Origin of the sequence: Actinomadura sp. GTD37 (assembly GCF_041951365.1) — a bacterium.
Taxonomy (GTDB): Bacteria; Actinomycetota; Actinomycetes; order Streptosporangiales; family Streptosporangiaceae; genus Spirillospora.
In genome coordinates this window covers 173335-193136 of sequence record NZ_JBGNUS010000008.1, presented here as the reverse complement: position 1 = coordinate 193136, position 19802 = coordinate 173335, and the positions used below count along the sequence as shown (strand labels likewise).

Sequence of the window (19802 nt, the reverse complement as noted above, 5' to 3'; positions counted from 1 at the left end):
CCCGGGTCAGTCGGTTCCGGTCAGTTCCCTGCTCCTGGTCCGCGCCCATCCGTCGGCCGCGAGGACGTCGTCCAGCGTCAGCTCCCCGGGCGTGCCCGCACCGTGCTCCTCCACTACCCGCGCGACCGTGTCGACTATCCCGAGGAACGGGAGCCGTCCCGCGCGGAACGCGTCCACACATTCCTCGTTCGCGGCGTTGTAAACGGCGGGCACGGTCCCGCCCAGCTCACCGGCGTGCCGCGCCAGCGCGACGGCGGGGAACGCCTCGTCGTCGAGCGGGAACAGCTCCCAGGTGTGCGCCTTCGTCCAGTCGATCCCCGGCGCGGCGTCCGGGACGCGGTCGGGCCAGTCGACGCCGAGCGCGATCGGCAGCCGCATGTCGGGCGGGCTCGCCTGCGCGAGCGTGGCGCCGTCGGTGAACTCGACCATCGAGTGGATGACCGACTGCGGGTGGACCATGACCTCGATGCGGTCCATCGGGACGTCGAACAGCAGGTGCGCCTCGATGACCTCCAGGCCCTTGTTGACCAGGGTCGCGGAGTTGATGGTGACGACGGGGCCCATGGCCCACGTCGGATGGTTCAGCGCCTGCTCGGGGGTGACGCCGCCGAGCTCGGCGCGGCCGCGGCCGCGGAACGGGCCGCCGCTCGCGGTCAGCACGAGCCGCCGCACCTCGTCCGCGCGCCCGCCGCGCAGGCACTGGGCGAGCGCCGAGTGCTCGGAGTCGACCGGGACGATCTGCCCCGGCCGCGCCCGCTCCTTGACCAGCGGGCCGCCGACGATGAGCGACTCCTTGTTGGCGAGGGCGAGGGTGCGCCCGGCGTCCAGCGCGGCGAGGGTCGAGGCGAGGCCGAGCGCGCCGGTCACCCCGTTGAGGACCACGTCGCACTGCCAGGCGGCGACCTCGGCGACCGCGTCCGGGCCGGCGACGATCTTCGGGATCGCGAAGCCGCCGGAGGAGTAGCCGCGCCGCTTGGCCTCGGCGTAGAAGGCCAGCTGCAGATCCTGCGCGGCGGACGCCTTGGCGACCGCGACGATCTCGGGCCGGAACTCCAGCGCCTGCTCGGCCAGCAGCTCCACCCGCCCGCCGCCGGCGGCGAGCCCGGTCACCCGGAACCTCCCCGGGTTGCGGCGGACCACGTCCAGCGCCTGGGTGCCGATCGAACCGGTGGAGCCGAGGACGACCACCTCGCGGACGGGCGCGCCGGAGCCGGAGGTGTCGGGGCTTGAAGGAGACATCACCGCTCCATTCTCGGGCATCCGCCCGCTCAGGTCTCCCCCGCGCCGCGGGCGAGCCGCGCCCGGAGCGGCGCCGGCGGGCGAGCGGCGGCCTGTCGGCGCGCATAGCCCCTTCGCCGCCGGACCAGCGGACGACACGTGAGACTTTGCCGCCCTTTTCACCGTGCGTAACGGGAGCAACACCCGTTGCCGCCTATAAAGGAGTCACGTGAAGGCGACTCCCTTCAGGGGGATGGGACATGGGCCAGACAGACGAGCCGGTGATGGACCCGGACGGGCTGAGCGCAGCCCAGCTCCTGGGCGACGCCTGCGTCGTCTGCCGCAAGAGGTGGCCCCGGCCGCGCGTCCGCGTCGGCCGCCTGCCGGACTCGTCCGGGGTGTTCGCGTGCGACGAATGCGCACCCGCCCCGCCGGCACCCCGCCCGCGGCGGGGCCCGCGGGAGCCGCTCACGGACGCCGGGCGGCCGGCCGGCGAGCCGGCCCCGGTGAAGGCGGCGGGCCTGGAGTCCGTCGTCGTGGAGGTCTCTCCAGGGAGAAGGGTGACCCGGGCCTTCGGGGGGAAGCCCGGGACCACCCCGCAGGCGCGCTCGGCTGGGGGCGGCCGAGCGCGCCGGAGAGACCTTTAGACCAGTCCGGGCGGCCGTTCAGGCAGGCCCGTTCAGGCAGGCCCGTTCAGGGCGGGCCGGGCGTCACGGCTTGGCCTGCGGCTTCACCGTCTGCGGGCGCGTGGCCTCGATCCAGACCTTCGTCCACTCGGCGTAGTCGGTGCAGTCGTTCTTCTTCGACTTCCCGCCGCACGCCTTCGACGGCGCGTGCGCGAAGACGATCTTTTCGAGGTGGTTCCGGTCGCCGACGCGGTAGGCGGCGCAGAACCCGGACCTGAGCCGGTCGCCCGAGCACGCCTGCGGGTTGGCGGGCGCCACGCCGGTCCACTCGGCGACCTGCTGCTGGACGTCCGGCGACGCCGTCCACTGCAGCCACTGGTACATGCAGTTCGGGTGCTGGGCGCGGGCGCCGATCAGCCACGCGTCCATCCAGCCGGTGACGCCCTCGGCCGGGATGACGCTCCGGACGGGCCGCCCCGCCCGGCTCAGCACGTCCGCCTGGTAGGGCCACGCCTGGCCCAGCACGGCGCGTCCGCCCGCGAAGGCGCTGACCGCGTCGGCGGGCGGCTCCCAGTACTCCCCGACGTGCGGGCGCTGCCTCGCCAGCACGCGGCCGGCGGCGGCGAGCTGCTTCGGGGTCAGCGAGTACGGGTCGCGGATCTTGAGCTTGCGGTCGCCGCCCTTGAGGTAGAGCGCGGCCTCGGCGATCGCGAGCGGGCTGTCGCGCATGATGATCCTGCCGGAGTAGCGGCGCGCCTGGCCGGGATCGAAGATCGCGGCCCAGCTCACCGGCGGCGGGACGGTCCGCGTGTCGTACATCAGCAGGTTGGAGCCCCACACGTAGGGGATGCCGTAGTGCTTGCCGTCCCGCTCCAGCAGGCCGCGGAGCTTCGGTTCCAGCTTCTTGTAGCCGTCCACGAGGTCGGTGTTGACGGGGACGACCTGCTTCTCGTCGATCAGCCGGCCGGCGACCTCCGGCGGCGCGGCGACGCCGTCGTACCGGCGGTCCGCGTCGCGCATGAGGCCGGCCATCTCCTCGGGCGTCTTCGCGACCTTCAGGCCGACCTTGCAGCCGGTGCGCTCCTGGAACGGGGTGACCCAGTCGACGCGCGGGTCGGTGCCGCCGCTCTCGATGGAGCCGGGCATCGTGACGAGGTTGAGCATCCCCTCGCCGGGCCCCAGGGTGCTCGCGACCCTGGCCGCGCCGACCGGCTCGGCCGCGTCGTCGCTGCAGGCGGCGAGGCCCGCCGCGGCGACCACCGCCGCCGCCAGGGCGCCCGCCGCCCTGGCCCGTGCCACCTTGGCGCGTCCTGCCGTGACCCGTGCCGTGGCCGTCCGCCGCATGTCGCTCCCGATCCGTGCCCAGGGCCCTCCCCCTCGCGAACGGGCCCATCGGCGCAGCGTAGCGCGTCCGCCCCGGCGGGACGGCGCGTACCCGCGGGGAACGGACGCCGCCGCCCGGCCCGCGCCGCCATTCCGGTCGCGCCGGCGGTTGTCCGCGATTCGATCGCCGGTTTCCCGTGCTTTTCCTTCCGGCGGACGACGGGACGGCGGTCAATTACGGGAGGCCGCGACGCGGGCGCGAACCCGCAGTGTTTCTGAAAGGTAAGAATGACCTGACCATTGTCGCACCATTATGTGCGGCTTTTCGGACGGGTCGTTAACGGAGAAACCGCCGGGGCCCCGGGGGACGGAGGGTGCTGGCGTCCGCGCCATACACGGAGGGTGCTGGAGAGGGATATGGCGCGGGCTGCCGTCCTTCCCGGGACCGCGGCGGCACCGGCGGGCGTGGCGAGGGTGGGGAACAGCGGATCACCGTGCGGTGCTGCCCGGCCACGCGATCACCGGTACCCGGCCGAACGGCGACGGTGTGACGCCCTCGAGACGGAGGAGATTCGAGGGACGCCGCACGTCCGGTCGGGTGTCGCGGGACGGCCGCGGAGGGCCGCCTGGCTGGAGTGCCGGACGCTGCGCCGGCGGACGCCGCGGGGCGGCGCGCTTGACCACCTCGATCCGTGCGATGAGCCGTTGCGGGGTGTCGGCCTCGAGGAGGTCTCCGACGTCGCGGTCCTTGGGCGGCAGCGCCCACCAGTGGCCGGTGAACAGGCCGAACCAAATGGTCCAGCCCGGAAATCGCCTTCCCAGCGCGTCCACCTCTGCCGCGTGGTCGCCTGCGGCCATAGCGCGACTCCCCTTGACTGCCGACCCTGACTTTTCAATTTCGCCCCAATTAATTGAGACAGTCAGATTGTGTCGCCGGACACAGAGCCCGTCAATGGGTGTTGGCATTATTCGCACAGCCGTGCCGGACAAAAATTAACGACGAAATACGGCGCCGGTGGGAAATTCCCAAACGGCGGCGACCTGCGCGTACGTACGGCCGGTGACCGCGGGGGCCACCGGCCGTACGCGCCGCGGACGCGAATCAGCCGCTCGTCGGGAAACCGAGGTTCACGCCGCCGTGGCTCGGGTCCAGCCAGCGTGCCGTGACGGCCTTCGTGCGGGTGTAGAAGTGGACGCCCTCCATGCCATGGGCGTGGCTGTCACCGAACAGTGAGTCCTTCCAGCCGCCGAAGGAGTAGTAGGCCATCGGCACGGGGATCGGGACGTTCACGCCGACCATGCCGACCTCCACCTCGTTCTGGAAGCGGCGCGCCGCCCCGCCGTCGTTGGTGAAGATCGCGGTTCCGTTGCCGTACGGGTTGGCGGAGATCAGCTCCATGGCCGCGTCGTACGAGCCGGCCCGCACGACCGACAGCACCGGGCCGAAGATCTCGTCCTTGTAGGCGTCCATCTCCGGGGTGACGTGGTCGAGGACGGACGGGCCGAGCCAGAAGCCGCCGCCCGCGCCGCCGAGGACGTCCGGGTCGCGCCCGTCGATCGCGAGGGTCGCGCCCTGCGCGACGCCGCCGTCCAGGTAAGAGGCCACCTTGTCGCGGTGCGCCCGCGTGACGAGCGGCCCCATCTCCGCCGCCGGGTCGTCCCCCGGGCCGATCTTGAGCCTGCCGACGCGCTCGGCGATCCCGGCCGTCAGCTCGTCCCCGACCGGGTCCACGGCGACGACGACGGAGATCGCCATGCAGCGCTCCCCCGCCGAGCCGAACCCGGCCGACACGGCGGCGTCGGCGGCGAGGTCGAGGTCGGCGTCCGGCAGGACCAGCATGTGGTTCTTCGCGCCGCCGAGCGCCTGCACCCGCTTGCCGTTCGCCGCGGCCGTCCCGTAGATGCGGCGGGCGATGGGGGTGGAGCCGACGAAGCTGACCGCCTTGACGTCCGGGTGGTGCAGCAGCCCGTCCACCGCGGCCTTGTCGCCGTGGAGGACGTTGAACACCCCGTCCGGCAGCCCGGCCTCGGCCCACAGCTCCGCCAGCCGGACCGACGCCGACGGGTCCTTCTCCGACGGTTTGAGGACGAACGTGTTCCCGCAGGCGATCGCCACCGGGAACATCCACATCGGCACCATCGCCGGGAAGTTGAACGGCGTGATCCCCACGGCCACGCCGAGCGGCTGCAGGATCGAGTAGGCGTCCACCCTCGTGGACACGTTCTCCGAGAACCCGCCCTTGAGCAGGTGCGGGATGCCGCAGGCGAACTCGACGACCTCCAGGCCGCGGGCGACCTCGCCGGCCGCGTCCGAGACCACCTTGCTGTGCTCGGACGAGATCAGCCGCGCGATCTCGCCGGCGTGCGCGCTGACCAGCTCCCGGAACCGGAACAGCACCTTCGCGCGCATGGACAGCGAGGCGTCCCGCCAGCCGGGGAACGCGGCCTTCGCGGCGGCCACGGCCGCGTCGACCTCGTCGCCTCCGGCGAAGTCGACCGTCCCGGCGAGGGTCCCGGACGCGGGCTCGTAGAGGTCGCCCCGCCGCGCGGACGCCCCGTCGAACGGCTTCCCGCCGATCCAGTGGGTGACGTGCTTCTGCGCGACGGGCTTCTGGGTCGCGTGCTTCGTCATGCGGCCTCCCCGTTCACGGTCTCCAGGGACGCGATCAGGATGCCGAGGCCCTCGGCGGCCTCGGCGTCGGTCAGGTTCATCGGCGGCGCCATGCGCACCACGTTGCCGTACAGGCCGCCCTTGCCGATCAGCAGCCCCCGTTCGCGGGCCGCCTCCATCACCGCGGCGGCGAGCGGCGGGCTCGGCTCGCCGGTGCGCGGGTCCACCAGCTCGACCGCGAACATCAGGCCCTTGCCCCGCACGTCCCGGGCGATCGGGAGCCGCCCGGCGGCGGCGCGCAGCCCGCCGATGATCGTCGCGCCCTGCCTGGCCGCGTTCGCCTGGAGGTCGTGGGCGAGGACGTAGTCGAGCGCCGCGTTCGCGGCGGCCGTCGAGACGGGGTTGCCGCCGAAGGTGGAGATGCCGAGCGCGGGCAGCCCGTCCATCAGGTCGCCGCGCGCGACGACGCCGCCGATCGCGAACCCGTTCCCGAGGCCCTTGGCGAACGTCATCATGTCGGGGGTCACGCCGTGGCCGTCGATGCCCCAGAAGCCCTGGCCCGTCCGTCCCCAGCCGGTCTGGACCTCGTCGGAGATCAGCAGGATGCCGGACTCGTCCAGGACGCTCTTGTAGGCGGCGAACAGGCCGTCCGGCGGCATCGTGAAGCCGCCGACGCCCTGGATCGGCTCGGCGATGAGCGCGGCGACGTCCGGGCCGGCCGCGGTGGCGAGGACGTGCCGCAGGTCCTGCGTGCACGCGTCGATGTACTCCTCGTCGGACATGCCGGCGAACTGCGGGAGGTGGCGGTCGGCGCCGTGCAGGAAGTGGACGTCCAGCGGCGAGAACGACAGGTTCGTCCAGGCCCGGTTGCCGGTGACGCCCGCCGCGGCGAACGACCGGCCGTGGTAGCTCTGCCGCATCGCGAGGACCTGGTCGCTGCGCCGCGCGTACGCGGCCAGCAGCAGCGCCGTCTCGTTCGCCTCCGTCCCGGAGTTGGCGAAGAAGACCTTCGCGTCCGGGATGCCGGACAGCCGGGCGATCTTCTCGGCCAGCTCCACCTGGCCGCGCAGCAGGTAGGCGGTGGAGGTGTGCACGACGCCGGTGGCGAGCTGCCGCTCCACCGCGTCCCGCACCTCGGGGACGTCGTAGCCCAGCATGTTCGTGAGGATGCCGGTAAAGAAGTCGAGGTAGCCGTTCCCCTCGGCGTCGGTCACGCGGGCGCCCTTGCCGCCGACGATCTCGATGGGGTCCGAGTAGTTGAGCGCCATCCACGACGGCATGACCGCCCTGTGGCGCCGGAGCAGGTTCGCGTGTTCCGACATGGCTCAAGTCTCGGCCGCGCGGACGGTCCCGGCCACCCGCAGAGTGTCAGCACAGCGCGCGTCCCGTTAACGGTCTGCTCGCGTCCGGCGCCCGGCCGACCTGAGCGGCGCGGATATCATCGCGAGCGATGCTGCCCACCGTCGACGACGTCCTCCAGCTCGACGCGGTCCGCCGCGGCCAGCCGCGCGTCGTCGCGGGCGCGGACCGCACCGGCAACCGCGTCCGCTGGGTGCACGTCGCCGAGGTCACCGACATCGCGCACCTGCTGCACGGCGGCGAGCTCGTGCTGACGACCGGGATCGCGCTGCCGGACGAGCCGGCGCGGCTGCGCGCCTACATCGCCGACCTCGCCGACGTCGGGGTCAGCGGGCTGATGATCGAGCTGGGCCGGCGCTACGCGAGCGTCCTGCCGCCCGCGCTGGTCGCCGCCGCCGAGGACCACCGCCTCCCGGTGATCGTCCTCGCGCACGAGCCCGCGTTCGTCGACATCACCGAGGCCGTGCACGCCCGGATCGTGCGGGAGCAGTTCGCGGAGCTGCGCGCGTCCGAGCGGCTGCACGAGATCTTCACGCAGCTGTCGGTCGAGGGCGCCTCCACCGACGAGGTCGTCCGGCAGGTCGCCGCGCTCGGCGGGCACCCGGTCGTGCTGGAGAACCTCGCCCACCAGGTGCTCGCCGCCGACGCCGCCGGGGCCGACCCGGCGGAGCTGCTGTCGGCGTGGGAGACCCGCTCGCGCGCGGTGCGGCCCGGCCGGCGCACCGGCCACGACCCGGCGTCCGGGTGGCTGGTGACCATGGTCGGCGCGCGCGGCGAGGACTGGGGCCGGCTGATCATCGAGCTCGGCGCGCCGCCGTCGCCGCGCGACGCCGTGCTGATCGAGCGGGCCGCGACCACCCTCGCCCTCGGCCGGCTGCTGGACCGGCACGCCGAGGGCGTCGAACGCCAGGCGCACGGGACGATCATCGCCCGCATCCTCGCGCACGCCTACTCCGACCCGCAGGAGGCCGCGGCCCGCGCCCGCGCGCTCGGCGTGCCGCTGTCCGGCCGCCGGCTGCTCGGCGTGGTGCTCCGGCACCGCGGGCCGGGCACGCCCGCGCCGCCCGCCGGGGAGCTGGCCGCGCTCGCCGAGACGGCCGCCGCCGCCTGCAAGGACGCCCGCCTCGCCGCGCTCGTCGGGGTGCTGGACGAGGGCGGCCCGCACGCCCGCGTCGGCGTCCTCGCCTCGCTGCCCGCCCGCGCGGACGCGGAGACGGCGCTCACCGAGGTCGCCACCCGCGTCCGCGAGCGGTCCGGCGGCACGGTGATGGCGGCCGGGTCGGTGGTGGAGACGATCCAGGACGTGCGCCGCTCGTTCCTGGAGGCCGAGCAGGTCGCCGACGTCGCCGCCCGGGGCTCCGGCGCCCGCCTGTTCTACCGCCTCCCCGACCTGCGCCTCCGCGGCCTCCTGCATCTGCTCCGCGACGACGTCCGCGTCCAGACGTTCGTGGAGCGCGAGCTGGGGCCGCTGCTGGAGTACGACGCCCAGCGCGGCAGCGACCTCACCCGCATCCTGGAGCTCTACCTCGAGTCGGGGCGCAACAAGGCCGTCGCCGCGCAGCAGGCGCACCTGTCCCGTCCCGCGTTCTACGAGCGGCTGCGCCGCATCGAGCGCGTCCTCGACGCCGACCTCGACGACGTGGAGTCGTGCGTGTCGTTCCATGTCGCCTTGCTGGCGTTGAGCTCCGTCCGGTGGGAGCGGCCCTGAGCGGTCCCCGCTCTGGCCGGTGAAGGACGTCCGGGGCGGCCCCTTCGCGCATACGCTTCACTGCATGACGGACGCGGCGTTGCATGTGCATCGATACGGAGACCCGGCGGGGGCGCCCGCCGTCCTGCTGCACGGGGTCACGGGGCATGGGGCGCGCTGGCGGCGGACGGCGGAGTCGCATCTGGCGGACCGCTCCGTCCTCGCGCCGGACCTGCGCGGCCACGGACGATCGCCGCACGAGCCGCCGTGGACGGTCGAGCGGCACGTGGCGGACGTCCTCGCCCTCCTGGACGCGGAGGGCGTCGAGCGGACCGACCTCGTCGGGCACTCCTACGGCGGCATGATCGCGCTGCATCTGGCGCGGACGGCGCCGCGGCGGGTGCGCCGGCTCCTCCTGCTCGACCCGGCGATCGGGCTCGCCCCGGAGGACGCCGCGCGGGAGGCCCGCGGCTACCTGGCCCCCGTGTCGTTCGGCGACGTCGCGGAGGCGCGCGCCCACCTGGCGGCCCGCTGGCCCGGGGCCCCGGCCGACACGGTGGACGAGGAGGTCGCCGAGCACCTCGACCCCGGCCCGGACGGGCGGCCGCGGTGGCGGTTCGAGCCGGCGGCGGTGGTCACGGCGTACTCGGAGATGGCCCGACCCCACCTGACGCCGCCGGCGGACGTGCCCGCGCACCTGGTCATCGCGACGCGGGCCGACCTCGTCCGCCCCGAGTTCGTGGTGGACTGCCGCGCGGCCCTCGGCCCCGGCCTCGTCATCAGCGAGATCGAGGCGGGGCACATGCTCTACCTCGAACGCCCGGAGGAGACCGGGGCGCTGCTCGCGGACTGGCTCAGCGGAGCAGGCGCCGGCCGGTGAACGGCGGCAGGGTCAGCGGTGTGTGCAGGCCGGGCGGGGCCCCGGCGACCGCCGGAACGGCGTTGACCATGCGCGGCGCGACCGCGTCGGCGCCGCCGGGCCCGGCGAGGTCCATCCGCGCGGGCGGCTCGCCCGCGATCTCGACGCGGTAGCCGCCCGCCTCGCCGGGCGGCGGGGCGGGCCAGTGCGGGGCGAGGTCCGCGCGCGCCCGGACGACGTGCTCCACGGTGATCACGGGACGGCGGCGCAGCACGCCCGACACCTGGCACCGCAGCCCGGCCACGGCGCCCTTCGCGATGGGGCCGCCGGGCCCGTCGATCGCCTCCGGCGCCGCGCACAGCTCGTAGGTCTCGGCGAGGTCGTCCAGCGGGACGTCCAGGTGCCGGGCGAGCAGCCGGACGACCGGTCCCCACGTCCGCGCGGGCGCGCCCGGCCGCATGATCGGCGGACGGCGGCCGATGGGCTCGCCGAGCCCGAACCGGGCGGCGGCGCCGGGGCCGTCGACGCGGGGGAACTCGGTGGCCTTGATCCCGTCGATGCGCCGGCAGGCGCCGCTGAGCAGCAGCGGGAGCACGTCGCCCACCAGGCCGGGGCCGAGGGTGAGGCAGGCGGCGCCGCCGGTCGCGCACGCCGCGCGGAGCCGCCGGACCAGGGCCTGGTCGGCGGACGGCGGGTCGACCAGCGCGGGCAGGGCGTTCGACACCACGCCGGCGCCCGCCTCCAGGGCGCGGCACAGCTCGCGGGCCGGGCCGCCGGTGTGGCAGACGACCGCGGGCCGCCGGGCCAGCAGCCCGGCGGGGTCGCCGGTGACGGGCACGCCCAGGCGGCGGCCGGTTCCGGCCACTTCGGCGGCGTCCAGGCCGACCAGCCGGGGGTCGTCGGACACGACGCCGGCGAGTTCGAGGTCCGGGTGCTCGATGAGGGCCCTGAGCGTCCGCCTGCCGACGGCTCCGGTGCCCCATTGGCCGACGAGATAGGACATACCACCAGCTTTCAACCAGGTGTCCGGTCAACCGCGCGCGCATTGTAGGCACAGCCCTCCGACCAGGACGATCCCCTCCGGGGACGTTCAACGGTGCGCTTCCGGGAAGGAGTTCCTGGTGACACTTCACACGGGTCCGCGCACGTTCGGGGTGGAGGAGGAGCTGCTCCTCGTCGACCCGGCGAGCGGTGCGCCGCAGGCCGTCTCCGGTTCCGTCATCCGCTACGCCCAGCGCCATGACGAGCTGTTCCTGACGGGCGGCCGGCGGTCGGGGCCCCTGGAGACCGAACTTCAGCGCGAGCAGCTCGAGACCGCGACGCCGGTCTGCCGGTCGCTCGGCGAGCTGTCCGAGCACGTCCGGTCGGCGCGGCTGGCGGCGGCCGAGTCGGCGGCGGGGGTCGGCGCCGTCGTGGCCGCGCTCGCCACGTCCCCGGTCAGCGTCCGCCCGTCGCCGACCCCCTCGCACCGCTACCTGCGGATGCTGGACGCCTACGGGCCGGCCGCCGGGGAGCAGCTCACCTGCGGCTGCCACGTGCACGTCGGCATCGAGTCCCCGGACGAGGGCGTCGCCGTCCTGGACCGGATCCGGCCGTGGCTGCCGCCGCTCCTCGCGCTCAGCGCGAACTCGCCGTTCTGGCAGGGCGCCGACACCGGCTACGACAGCTGGCGGCACCAGGTGTGGAGCCGCTGGCCGTCCAGCGGCCCGACCGAGCTGTTCGGCTCCGCGACGGCGTACCGGGCGACGGTCGAGGCCCTGCTCGCCACCGGCGCCCTCGTCGACGAGGGCATGATCTATTTCGACGCCCGGCTGTCCCGGCACTATCCGACCGTGGAGATCCGGGTCCCGGACGTGTGCCTGGACGCCGACGACGCCGTGCTCATGGCCGCGCTCGTCCGGGCGCTGGTCGACACGGCCGCCGTGGCCTGGCGTGCGGGCGAGCCGCCGGACCCGGTCCGCGCCGACCTGATGCGCCTGGCGATGTGGCGGGCCGGCCGGTCGGGGCTGCGCAACGACCTCATCGACCCGTGCACCCGCCGCGCCGCCCCCGTCACCGCCGTCGTGGACGCGCTGCTCGACCACCTCACCCCGGCCCTCGACCGCGCCGGCGACCTCGACGCCGTCACCCGCCTCCTCCGGGGCCTGCTGGATCGCGGCAACGGCGCCGCCTTCCAGCGCGACGTCCACGCCCGGACCCGGGACGTCGCGACCGTCGTCGCCGAGGCCGTCGACCGCACCGCGGCGGTCTGACTCCGGCAGGATCCCCCCATGCCCCACCTGGACGACACCGCGCTGGAAAGCTCGTCGGTAGTGGCCAACTGCGCCATGAACCGAGAACGCACCCTGAAGAACTACGTCCGGGAACTGGGCATCGACGTCCTGGCCGAAGCCGGCGACGGCCGCTGGCTCGACCTGTGCTGCGGCACCGGCCGCGCCCTCACCGAAGCGGCGGCGGCGAACCCCCGCTTGGAGATCACCGGAGTGGACCTGGTCGACCACTTCGTCCCGGCCCCGGACTCGCTCAGGCTGGTCACCGCGTCGGTGGCCGCGTGGACCCAGGACGCGCCGGCCGATCTGATCACCTGCGTGCACGGCCTGCACTACGTGGGCGACAAGCTGGGCGTCCTGGCCCGCGCCGCGTCGTGGCTCACCGAGGACGGACTGCTCGTCGCGAACTTCGACACGAGGAGCGTCCGCCTGGAGGACGGCTCCCCCGCGGGCCGCCGCCTGACTGCGGCCCTCCGCGAAGCGGGCTTCACCTACGACCCCCGCCGCCACCGCATATCCCGACGCGGCAACCGCAAGATCGACCTCCCCTACAGCTACATCGGCGCCAACGACCAGGCGGGCCCGAACTACACGGGCCAACCAGCAGTCGACTCCCACTACCACCACACCCGCCCCGACCACCCGCTCAGGCTCGAACCCCAACCACCTGCTCAGGTTTGAACCTCAGCCGGGGCCACGGGTCGGGCGGCCGGAGGGCGCTCTGCGCCCGGAGGCCGCCCGACCCGCCGAGCCGGGCGACCGCAGCGACGCCCGACAACCCGCACGGTCACAACAACCGCAACGGCGGCGTGAGGATCGACCGGCTCGCAACGGGGGTTCCAGGGGGTCGCCCCCCTGGGCAAATACAGCCCCCCTGGGAGTTACAGCTTTATCCCTGCCAGGGGAGGTAGCGGTCGGCTCGGCGGGGGCGGGCGCGGAGGCCGGTGGATTCGACTGCGAGGATGCGGTCGAAGCGGAAGGCGCGGACGCCGCGGCGCATGCGGCACCAGCCGACGAGGTACCAGTGGTCGCGGTGGACGAGGCAGGTGACGGGTTCGACTTCGCGGATCGTGACGTTGGCGCCGGCGTCGCCGTAGCAGAGGCGGACGACGCGGTGGTCGGTGATGGCGGCGGCGATCACGCGGGCGCGGTCGGAGGTGGAGGCTTCGAGCGGGGTGGTGAGGGTGGCGAGGGTGGTGGTGACGACGTCGTCGTGGGGGGTGGTGTCGAGGAGGGTGTGCAGGGCCCGGCGCGCGGTGGTGGCCTGCGGGCCGGCGCCGAGGTGCGCGAGGGACAGCGCGAGGGCGGCGATCTCGGCCGCGGTGAGGGGGGCCGGCGCGGTGGGCGCGGTCCGGGGGTGCGTCGCAACGTTCGCCATGGTTCGATCATACGTTCGAACACTGACATTTTGGAGTCTTCGGGCACGGCCGGATCGCGTCGCGGGACGCACGGCGGGGGCGGCGCGGGCCCGGTGATCGCCTCCGGTTGAGAAGGCGGCCTCGCATGGGGAAAACTGAGGCTCCAAAAACGTGCTCTATTCGGGGGAATCGGGGGCGAACATGGGCCAAGTGTGGACCGGCCTTGAGTGACGCGCGCGTGAACGGCCCCCCGATGAGCCGCGAGGAGGCGGACCGCACGCTCGCACGGCTCCGGGACGAGAAGGAGCGCATCGGCGCCGCGCTGCTCGAACTGGAGGCGCACCAGGGGTACCAGCTGCTGGAGGGCGCGGCGCTGAGCGGGGAGTCGCAGCGCGTGCAGGCGGACGTCCGGGAGCGCATGGCGTCGCTGTGGGGCCTGTTCGACCTGTACGGGCGCGCGGTCGACGCGGCCGGGGAGCTGCGGGCCCGCCATCCGAGGCCAGGGCAGGCGCAGCTCGCGGAGCTGACCCGGCTGCTCGCCGGGCCGTCGGTCGAGCTGCCCGTGACCGAGGTGCCGCTGGAGCGGCGGACGCTGCTGGCCGTCCCGTCCGGCGAGCGGCTGACGCTGCGGGCGGCGGTCGACCGGATGACCCCGCTGTACGAGGAGATCGCGCGATCGGTGGCGGCGCTCGACACGGTCTGGTCGACGCTCCTGTCCCGGCTCGCCGAGGTCGAGGCGGAGCGGCGGGCGGCGGGCGAGCTGCTGGAGTCCCTGGACGGGGCCGACCCGGAGTTCGAGCGCCTGCGCGGCGAGCTGGAGTCGGCCGCGGCCGTCGTGCGCGGCGACCCGCTGGCCCTCGCGCGGGACGGGCACGCCGACACCGCGCGGCTGGACGCGATCCTCACCGGCCTCGCCGGGGTGCGCCGCAGGCTGGCGGAGGCGGAGCGGCTGCGCGACGGGTTCGCCGACCGGATCCGCGGCGTCGCCGCCGTCCTGGGGCTGCTGCGCGAGGCGGAGGCGGAGGCGCGCGGGGTCCGGGACGAGGTGCTCGCCAAGATCGCCTCCCCGGTGCTGCCCGACCTGCCCGACCTGTCGGCGAGCCTCGGCGACCGCCTCGCCGCGGTCGGCGCGCCCGGCCGCGGCGGCTGGCACGACCTGGCGGAGCGCGTCGCCGACCTCGAACGCGCGGCCGCCGCGGCGCTGGAGCGGGCCCGCGAGACCACGGGCGTGGTCCGCGGGCTGCTGGACCGCCGCGAGGAGCTGCGCGGCCGGCTGGAGGCCTACCGGGTGAAGGCCGCGCGCCTCGGCCACGCCGAGGACGCCGAACTGGCCCGGATCTACGAGCAGGCCCGCGAGCTGCTGTGGACCTCCCCCTGCGATCTGCGGAGGGCGACCGTGTCGCTGTCCGGATACCAGCAGGCCATCATGTCGCGGGCGAAGGGAGCGGAACGATGAGCCAGTGCACCGAGCCGGGCTGCGGCGGAACCGTCGACGGCGGCTACTGCGTCCTATGCGGCGTGGCAGCCTCGCCCGGAACCCCGGCCCCAGGAACCCCCGCATCAGGAACCCCGGCGCCGTCCGCGCCCGGCGCGTGCGCGCAGCCGGGCTGCGGCGGGACGATCACCGACGGGTACTGCGACGTCTGCGGCAATCCGCCCGGGCCCGCCGCGCCGGGCGTGCCCGCGCCGCGTCCGGCCGCCGAGCGGTCCGACGCGTGCGGGCAGGTCGGCTGCAGCGGGACGATCATGGACGGCTACTGCGGCGTGTGCGGGTCGGCGCCCGCGCAGACGGCCCGCGTGGCGACGACCGGCACGTCCGGCACGTCCGGCAGCAGGTCCACCGGCAGCACCAGGACGGGCAGCACCCGCAGCGGTGCGACGCGCGGGTCGGGCCGCCGGGGCATGCTCGGCGCCGGGCTGGTCGAGGTGCCGCGCGTCCCGTACCGGGACCCGTCCAGCGCGGTCATGAGCGACCCGCAGGTCGCGGAGACCAAGCGGTACTGCAGCAGCTGCGGCGAGCCCGTCGGGCGCGGGCGCGGCGACCGCCCCGGCCGCACGGAGGGGTTCTGCCCCAAGTGCGGCACCCGCTTCTCCTACACCCCGAAGCTCAGCCCCGGCGACCTCGTCGGCGGGCAGTACGGCGTGCTCGGCTGCCTCGCGCACGGCGGACTCGGCTGGATCTACCTCGCCAAGGACCGCAACGTCCACGACCGCTGGGTCGTGCTGAAGGGCCTGCTGGACAGCGGCGACGCCGACGCGATGGCCGCCGCGGCGGCCGAGCGCGCCTACCTCGCCGAGGTCGAGCACCCCAACATCGTCAAGATCTACAACTTCGTCCAGCACGACGGCGACGGCTACATCGTCATGGAGTACGTCGGCGGCGAGTCGGTCAAGGACATCCTGCTGCGCCAGCCGCAGCCGCCGGGCGAGCGGCACCTGCCGCTCGCGCAGGCCATCGCGTACGGGCTGGAGGTGCTGCGGGCGTTCGAGTACCTGCACGCGCAGGGCCTCCTGTACTGCGACTTCAAGCCGGACAACGTGATCCAGTCCGAGGAGCAGCTGCGGCTGATCGACCTCGGCGGCGTCCGGCGGCTGGACGACCCGGACGGCGCCATCTGGGGCACGGTCGGCTACCAGGCGCCCGAGATCGCCGACGCGGGGCCGTCCATCTCCTCCGATCTGTACACCGTCGGCCGCGCGCTGGCCGTGCTGAGCTTCCCGTTCCGCGGTTACACGAGGCAGTACGTCGACTCGCTGCCGCCGAGTTCAGAAGTGCCGGTCTTCCGGCGGTTCGAGTCGTTCCACCGGTTCCTGCTGCGCGCGACGCACCCCCGGGCCGACGCGCGGTTCCAGGACGCGGCGGAGATGGCCGAGCAGCTCACCGGCGTCCTGCGGGAGGTCCTCGCCGCCGAGGACGGCGCCCCGCGGCCCGCCCCGTCGGGGCTGTTCGGGCCGGAGCGGTTCACGACCCGGATGGCGGGCGGGACGCACGAGGAGCAGGCGCTGCCGCCGGTCCCGCCGGAGGTGGCCGCGGCGGCGCTGCCGGTGCCGCTGGTGGACGGGACCGACCCCGCCGCCGGATTCGTGTCCGGGCTGTCGGCGCTGGAGCCCGCGCAGGTCGCGGAGGCGGCGGCCAACGCGCCGTCCCGCACGCCAGAGGTCCGGCTGGCGCACGCCCGCGCCAGGATCGAGCTGGGCGCGGCCGACGAGGCCGCCGAGCTGCTCGGCGAGCTCGCCGCCGAGCGCCCCGGCGACTGGCGGGTCGACTGGTACCGCGCGGTCGCGCTGCTCGCGCGCGGCCGGGCCGCCGAGGCCGGACCGCTGTTCGACCGGCTGTACGGGCTGCTACCCGGCGAGGCGGCGCCCAAGCTCGCGCTCGCCTACTGCCGCGAGCAGACGGCGCCCGCCGACGCGGTCCGCCTGTACGAGACGGTGTGGCGCACCGACCAGAGCTACCTCAACGCGGCGTTCGGCCTGGCCCGCGTGCACTTCGCGGCGGGCGACCGGCGCGCGGCCGGCGCGGCGCTCGACTCGGTGCCGACGATCTCCATCCGGTACGTGCCCGCCCAGGTCGCGGCGGTGGCGACGGCGGTGCGCGGCCGCCCGCCCGCCGAGCTGTCGGCGGCCGAGCTGGTCGCCGCCGGGGACCGGCTCACCGCGCTCGACCTGGACGACGAGCGCCGCGACCGGCTCGCCGCGGAGGTGCTGGAGGCCGCGCTCGACTGGCTCCTCGCCGGCTCCGGCCCGGCGGGCGGTGCGCCGGGCCGGGCGCAGGGCGGGTCGCTGCTGGGCGCGCCGCTCACCGAGACCGCGCTGCGCCGCCTGCTGGAGACGACCTACCGGGAGCTCGCGCGCCGCACCCGTGACCGGGACGAGTGCCGCCGGCTCGTCGACTCCGCCAACGCCGTACGCCCGAGGACGCTGCTGTGACCGACGACCAGACCGGAGCCGCTCCCGCCGGAGCCGAGCACGCCAAGGCCGCGGAGCTGTCCTGCCCCGCCTGCGGCGAGATCGTCTACGCGGAGGAGGTCTTCTGCGAGCAGTGCGGGCACCGGCTCACCGACGCCCCCGCCCCGGCCGAGCCGGCGGCGGAGGCGGCCGCGGGGCGGCCGTGCACCGGCTGCGGCGGGACCGCGATCGACGGCGACGGCTACTGCGAGCACTGCGGGCTGCGCCAGCCCGCCGAACGCGACCACGTCGAGCTGGAGCTGCCCGCCCCCGGCGGGAACGGCGGCCGGCCGCTGCTCGCGGCGGGCGCCAGCGACCGCGGCCGCCGCTACAGCCGCAACGAGGACGCGATCGCCATCGCCGCGCACGCCGCCGGGATCGCGGCCGTCGTGTCGGACGGCGTCGGATCCTCGCAGCGCCCCGAGGACGCCTCCCGCGCGGCCGCCGACACCGGCGCCGCCGAGCTGGTCGCGCGGCTCGACGCCGGCGAGGACCCCGAGGACGCCACCCGGCACGCGGCGCTGCGCGCGGCCGCGGCCGTCGCCGCGCTGGCCACCTCCCCGTCGGACGCGCCGTCCTGCACGTACGTGTCCGCGGTGACGCGCGGCGCGACCGTCACCGTCGGCTGGGTCGGCGACAGCCGGGCCTACTGGCTGTCCGCCGGCGGCGCCGCGGAGCCGGACGAGAACGGTCCAACGGGGCCGGTTCCCGCCGACGCCGAGGTCAGCACCGGCGACATGGCCGAGCTGGGCCCGTCCCGCCGGCTCACCGAGGACGACTCGTGGGCGGCGTTCATGGTCGCCGAGGGATCGCTGACCGAGGCGGAGGCCGAGGCGCACCCGAACGCGCACGTCATCACCGCGTGGCTCGGGGTGGACGCCGGAGACGTCCGCCCGCACGTCGCGACGTTCCGGCCCGGCGGCCCAGGCACGCTGCTGGTCTGCAGCGACGGCCTGTGGAACTACTTCCCGGCGGCCGGCGACCTGGCCGCGCTGCTTCCCGGCGGGCCCGACGGCGCGAACGGCGGGCCCGGCGGCGCGTCGCCCGACCCGCTCGGCGCGGCGCGGACGCTCGTGCGGCACGCTCTGGACGCGGGCGGCCGCGACAACATCACCGTCGCCGTCATCCCGCTCCCGTCCCCCGCCGCCGGTCACCGTCCCACCGCCCAGAGCCTCGACACCCCGCAGAGCACGGAGCAGCCCCGATGAGCGAGCAGCCGCAGTTCACCGTCAAGATCGACCAGAACCGGTACCTGCCCGAGAGCGGACGCGAGATGCACGCGATCGTGTCCGTCGAGGCGACCGCGGCGGACGGCGTGCCCGTCCCGTCCGCGACCCGGGCGTCCGAGGTCGTCATCATCGACACCTCGGGGTCGATGTCCTACCCGGAGACCAAGCTGCGCGCGGCGGTCGCCGCGGCGCAGGTGGCGATCGACACGCTGCGCGACGGCGTGGAGTTCGCGGTCGTCTCCGGCTCCAACCAGGCCAAAATGATCTTCCCGAAGCACCCCGGGCTGGTCGCCGCGACGCCGGAGACCCGCGCCGCGGCGAAGCAGGCGCTGAGCAGGCTGTCGGCGTCCGGCGGCACCGCGATCGGGTCGTGGCTGCGGCTGGCGGCCCAGCTGTTCGACACGGCGCCGGGCGGGATCCGGCACGCGATCCTGCTGACCGACGGCAAGAACCAGCACGAGACGCCCGCGGAGCTGGACGCCGCGCTCGCCGCGTGCGGCGGCCGGTTCGTCTGCGACTGCCGCGGCGTCGGCACCGACTGGGAGGTCGCCGAGCTGCGCAAGGTCGCCTCCGCGATGCTCGGCAGCGTCGACATCGTCGCCGACCCGGCCGGGCTGGTCGCCGACTTCCGGGCCATGACGGAGGCGGCGATGGGCAAGTCCGTCGCCGACGTCGCGCTCCGGATCTGGACGCCGCAGACGGCGAGGCTGCGGTTCGTCAAGCAGGTGATCCCCTCGGTGGAGGACCTGACCGGCAAGCGCGCCGAGGCGGGGCCGCAGGCGGGCGACTACCCGCTCGGCTCGTGGGGCGCGGAGAGCCGCGACTACCACGTCTGCGTGGAGCTGACCCCGGGCCAGGTGGGCGGCAAGGAGCTGCGCGCCGCGTGGGTGAAGCTGGTCGTGCCGGGCGGGCCGGGCGAGGAGGCGCAGGTCCTGGCGACCGGCAACATCCTGGCCCAGTGGACCGACGACGAGGCCCTCTCCACCAAGATCAACCCCCGGGTGGCGGACGCCACCGGGCAGGCCGAGCTGGCGGTCGTCATCCAGGAGGGGATGCAGGCCCGCCGGGACGGCGACCTCGACACCGCGACGGCGCGGCTCGGCCGCGCGGTGGCGCTCGCCGACGAGGTCGGCAACGAGGCGATCACCGCGATGCTGCGCAAGGTCGTGGACGTCGTCGACCCGGCGACCGGCACCGTCCGGCTGAAGCGCAACGTCGACAAGGTGGCCGAGATGGAGATCGAGACACGGTCCACCAAGACGGTCCGAACTCGCAAGGACGAGACCGTGACGACGCGGCGGGGCGAGGGCTGAG

General features: G+C 74.9%; 15 protein-coding genes. 8 read left to right on the top strand and 7 right to left on the bottom strand.

Features of this window, described 5'->3' with window-relative positions; genetic code table 11:
* Nucleotides 1-6: 6 nt before the first annotated feature.
* From dxr to ACA511_RS32980, 5 genes are all read right to left on the bottom strand, one after another.
* Nucleotides 7-1239: a 1-deoxy-D-xylulose-5-phosphate reductoisomerase gene (gene dxr, locus ACA511_RS33000; RefSeq protein ID WP_375028599.1), complete on the bottom strand. Its 1233-nt coding sequence runs from the start codon at nucleotides 1237-1239 to the stop codon at nucleotides 7-9.
* Between the two features lie 689 nt (nucleotides 1240-1928).
* Nucleotides 1929-3143, bottom strand: coding sequence for an ABC transporter substrate-binding protein (locus tag ACA511_RS32995; RefSeq protein ID WP_375028598.1), 1215 nt, complete (start codon nucleotides 3141-3143; stop codon nucleotides 1929-1931).
* A gap of 513 nt (nucleotides 3144-3656) precedes the next feature.
* Nucleotides 3657-4025, bottom strand: a complete 369-nt coding sequence (locus ACA511_RS32990) for a hypothetical protein (protein ID WP_375028597.1) — start codon at nucleotides 4023-4025, stop codon at nucleotides 3657-3659.
* Nucleotides 4026-4269: 244 nt separating this feature from the next.
* Nucleotides 4270-5799, bottom strand: coding sequence for a CoA-acylating methylmalonate-semialdehyde dehydrogenase (locus ACA511_RS32985; protein ID WP_375028596.1), 1530 nt, complete (start codon nucleotides 5797-5799; stop codon nucleotides 4270-4272).
* Nucleotides 5796-7100 (bottom strand): aspartate aminotransferase family protein, encoded by a 1305-nt coding sequence (locus ACA511_RS32980; protein ID WP_375028595.1) that lies wholly within the window; start codon nucleotides 7098-7100, stop codon nucleotides 5796-5798. The genes ACA511_RS32985 and ACA511_RS32980 overlap by 4 nt, the downstream gene beginning before the upstream one ends.
* A gap of 128 nt (nucleotides 7101-7228) precedes the next feature.
* Here ACA511_RS32980 and ACA511_RS32975 point away from each other — a divergent pair, with 128 nt between their 5' ends.
* Nucleotides 7229-8845 carry a PucR family transcriptional regulator gene (locus ACA511_RS32975; RefSeq protein WP_375028594.1) on the top strand — a complete coding sequence of 539 codons (1617 nt, stop codon included), beginning with the start codon at nucleotides 7229-7231 and terminating at the stop codon, nucleotides 8843-8845.
* Nucleotides 8846-8909: 64 nt separating this feature from the next.
* Nucleotides 8910-9704 (top strand): alpha/beta fold hydrolase, encoded by a 795-nt coding sequence (locus ACA511_RS32970; protein WP_375028593.1) that lies wholly within the window; start codon nucleotides 8910-8912, stop codon nucleotides 9702-9704.
* Here ACA511_RS32970 and ACA511_RS32965 read toward each other — a convergent pair.
* Nucleotides 9679-10686, bottom strand: coding sequence for a hypothetical protein (locus tag ACA511_RS32965; RefSeq protein WP_375028592.1), 1008 nt, complete (start codon nucleotides 10684-10686; stop codon nucleotides 9679-9681). The two genes, ACA511_RS32970 and ACA511_RS32965, sit on opposite strands and share 26 nt — an antisense overlap.
* A gap of 118 nt (nucleotides 10687-10804) precedes the next feature.
* On the opposite strand from ACA511_RS32965, the gene ACA511_RS32960 reads away from it, so the two are divergent.
* Nucleotides 10805-11935 carry a glutamate--cysteine ligase gene (locus ACA511_RS32960; RefSeq protein ID WP_375028591.1) on the top strand — a complete coding sequence of 377 codons (1131 nt, stop codon included), beginning with the start codon at nucleotides 10805-10807 and terminating at the stop codon, nucleotides 11933-11935.
* A gap of 18 nt (nucleotides 11936-11953) precedes the next feature.
* Nucleotides 11954-12634: a class I SAM-dependent methyltransferase gene (locus ACA511_RS32955; protein ID WP_375028590.1), complete on the top strand. Its 681-nt coding sequence runs from the start codon at nucleotides 11954-11956 to the stop codon at nucleotides 12632-12634.
* A 208-nt stretch (nucleotides 12635-12842) separates the two neighbouring features.
* Here the strand turns inward: ACA511_RS32955 and ACA511_RS32950 are convergent, their stop codons facing one another.
* Nucleotides 12843-13331, bottom strand: coding sequence for a helix-turn-helix transcriptional regulator (locus ACA511_RS32950; protein WP_375028589.1), 489 nt, complete (start codon nucleotides 13329-13331; stop codon nucleotides 12843-12845).
* Between the two features lie 203 nt (nucleotides 13332-13534).
* Between ACA511_RS32950 and ACA511_RS32945 the strand changes: the two genes are divergently transcribed.
* From ACA511_RS32945 to ACA511_RS32930, 4 genes are read left to right on the top strand one after another with little or no spacing between them, the layout of a single operon-like run.
* A complete protein-coding gene (locus ACA511_RS32945) occupies nucleotides 13535-14767 on the top strand; it encodes a hypothetical protein (protein ID WP_375028588.1) in 1233 nt (410 codons plus the stop codon).
* The gene (locus ACA511_RS32940) at nucleotides 14764-17241 is read left to right on the top strand and encodes a tetratricopeptide repeat protein (RefSeq protein ID WP_375028587.1); all 2478 of its coding nucleotides are present in this window, start codon (nucleotides 14764-14766) and stop codon (nucleotides 17239-17241) included. Before ACA511_RS32945 ends, ACA511_RS32940 begins: the two co-directional genes overlap by 4 nt.
* On the top strand, nucleotides 17238-18467 hold the full coding sequence (locus ACA511_RS32935; protein ID WP_375028586.1) for a protein phosphatase 2C domain-containing protein: 1230 nt from the start codon (nucleotides 17238-17240) through the stop codon (nucleotides 18465-18467). The genes ACA511_RS32940 and ACA511_RS32935 overlap by 4 nt, the downstream gene beginning before the upstream one ends.
* Nucleotides 18464-19801 (top strand): VWA domain-containing protein, encoded by a 1338-nt coding sequence (locus ACA511_RS32930; RefSeq protein ID WP_375028585.1) that lies wholly within the window; start codon nucleotides 18464-18466, stop codon nucleotides 19799-19801. Before ACA511_RS32935 ends, ACA511_RS32930 begins: the two co-directional genes overlap by 4 nt.
* Nucleotide 19802: the final 1 nt, after the last annotated feature.

Bases quoted from the DNA above. Each gene is read 5' to 3' on its own strand.
- dxr (WP_375028599.1), bottom strand. From the start codon at position 1,239: ATGTCTCCTTCAAGCCCCGACACCTCCGGCTCCGGCGCGCCCGTCCGC.
- ACA511_RS32990 (WP_375028597.1), bottom strand. From the start codon at position 4,025: ATGGCCGCAGGCGACCACGCGGCAGAGGTGGACGCGCTGGGAAGGCGA.
- ACA511_RS32985 (WP_375028596.1), bottom strand. From the start codon at position 5,799: ATGACGAAGCACGCGACCCAGAAGCCCGTCGCGCAGAAGCACGTCACC.
- ACA511_RS32980 (WP_375028595.1), bottom strand. From the start codon at position 7,100: ATGTCGGAACACGCGAACCTGCTCCGGCGCCACAGGGCGGTCATGCCG.
- ACA511_RS32975 (WP_375028594.1), top strand. From the start codon at position 7,229: ATGCTGCCCACCGTCGACGACGTCCTCCAGCTCGACGCGGTCCGCCGC.
- ACA511_RS32970 (WP_375028593.1), top strand. From the start codon at position 8,910: ATGACGGACGCGGCGTTGCATGTGCATCGATACGGAGACCCGGCGGGG.
- ACA511_RS32965 (WP_375028592.1), bottom strand. From the start codon at position 10,686: ATGTCCTATCTCGTCGGCCAATGGGGCACCGGAGCCGTCGGCAGGCGG.
- ACA511_RS32955 (WP_375028590.1), top strand. From the start codon at position 11,954: ATGCCCCACCTGGACGACACCGCGCTGGAAAGCTCGTCGGTAGTGGCC.
- ACA511_RS32950 (WP_375028589.1), bottom strand. From the start codon at position 13,331: ATGGCGAACGTTGCGACGCACCCCCGGACCGCGCCCACCGCGCCGGCC.
- ACA511_RS32940 (WP_375028587.1), top strand. From the start codon at position 14,764: ATGAGCCAGTGCACCGAGCCGGGCTGCGGCGGAACCGTCGACGGCGGC.
- ACA511_RS32930 (WP_375028585.1), top strand. From the start codon at position 18,464: ATGAGCGAGCAGCCGCAGTTCACCGTCAAGATCGACCAGAACCGGTAC.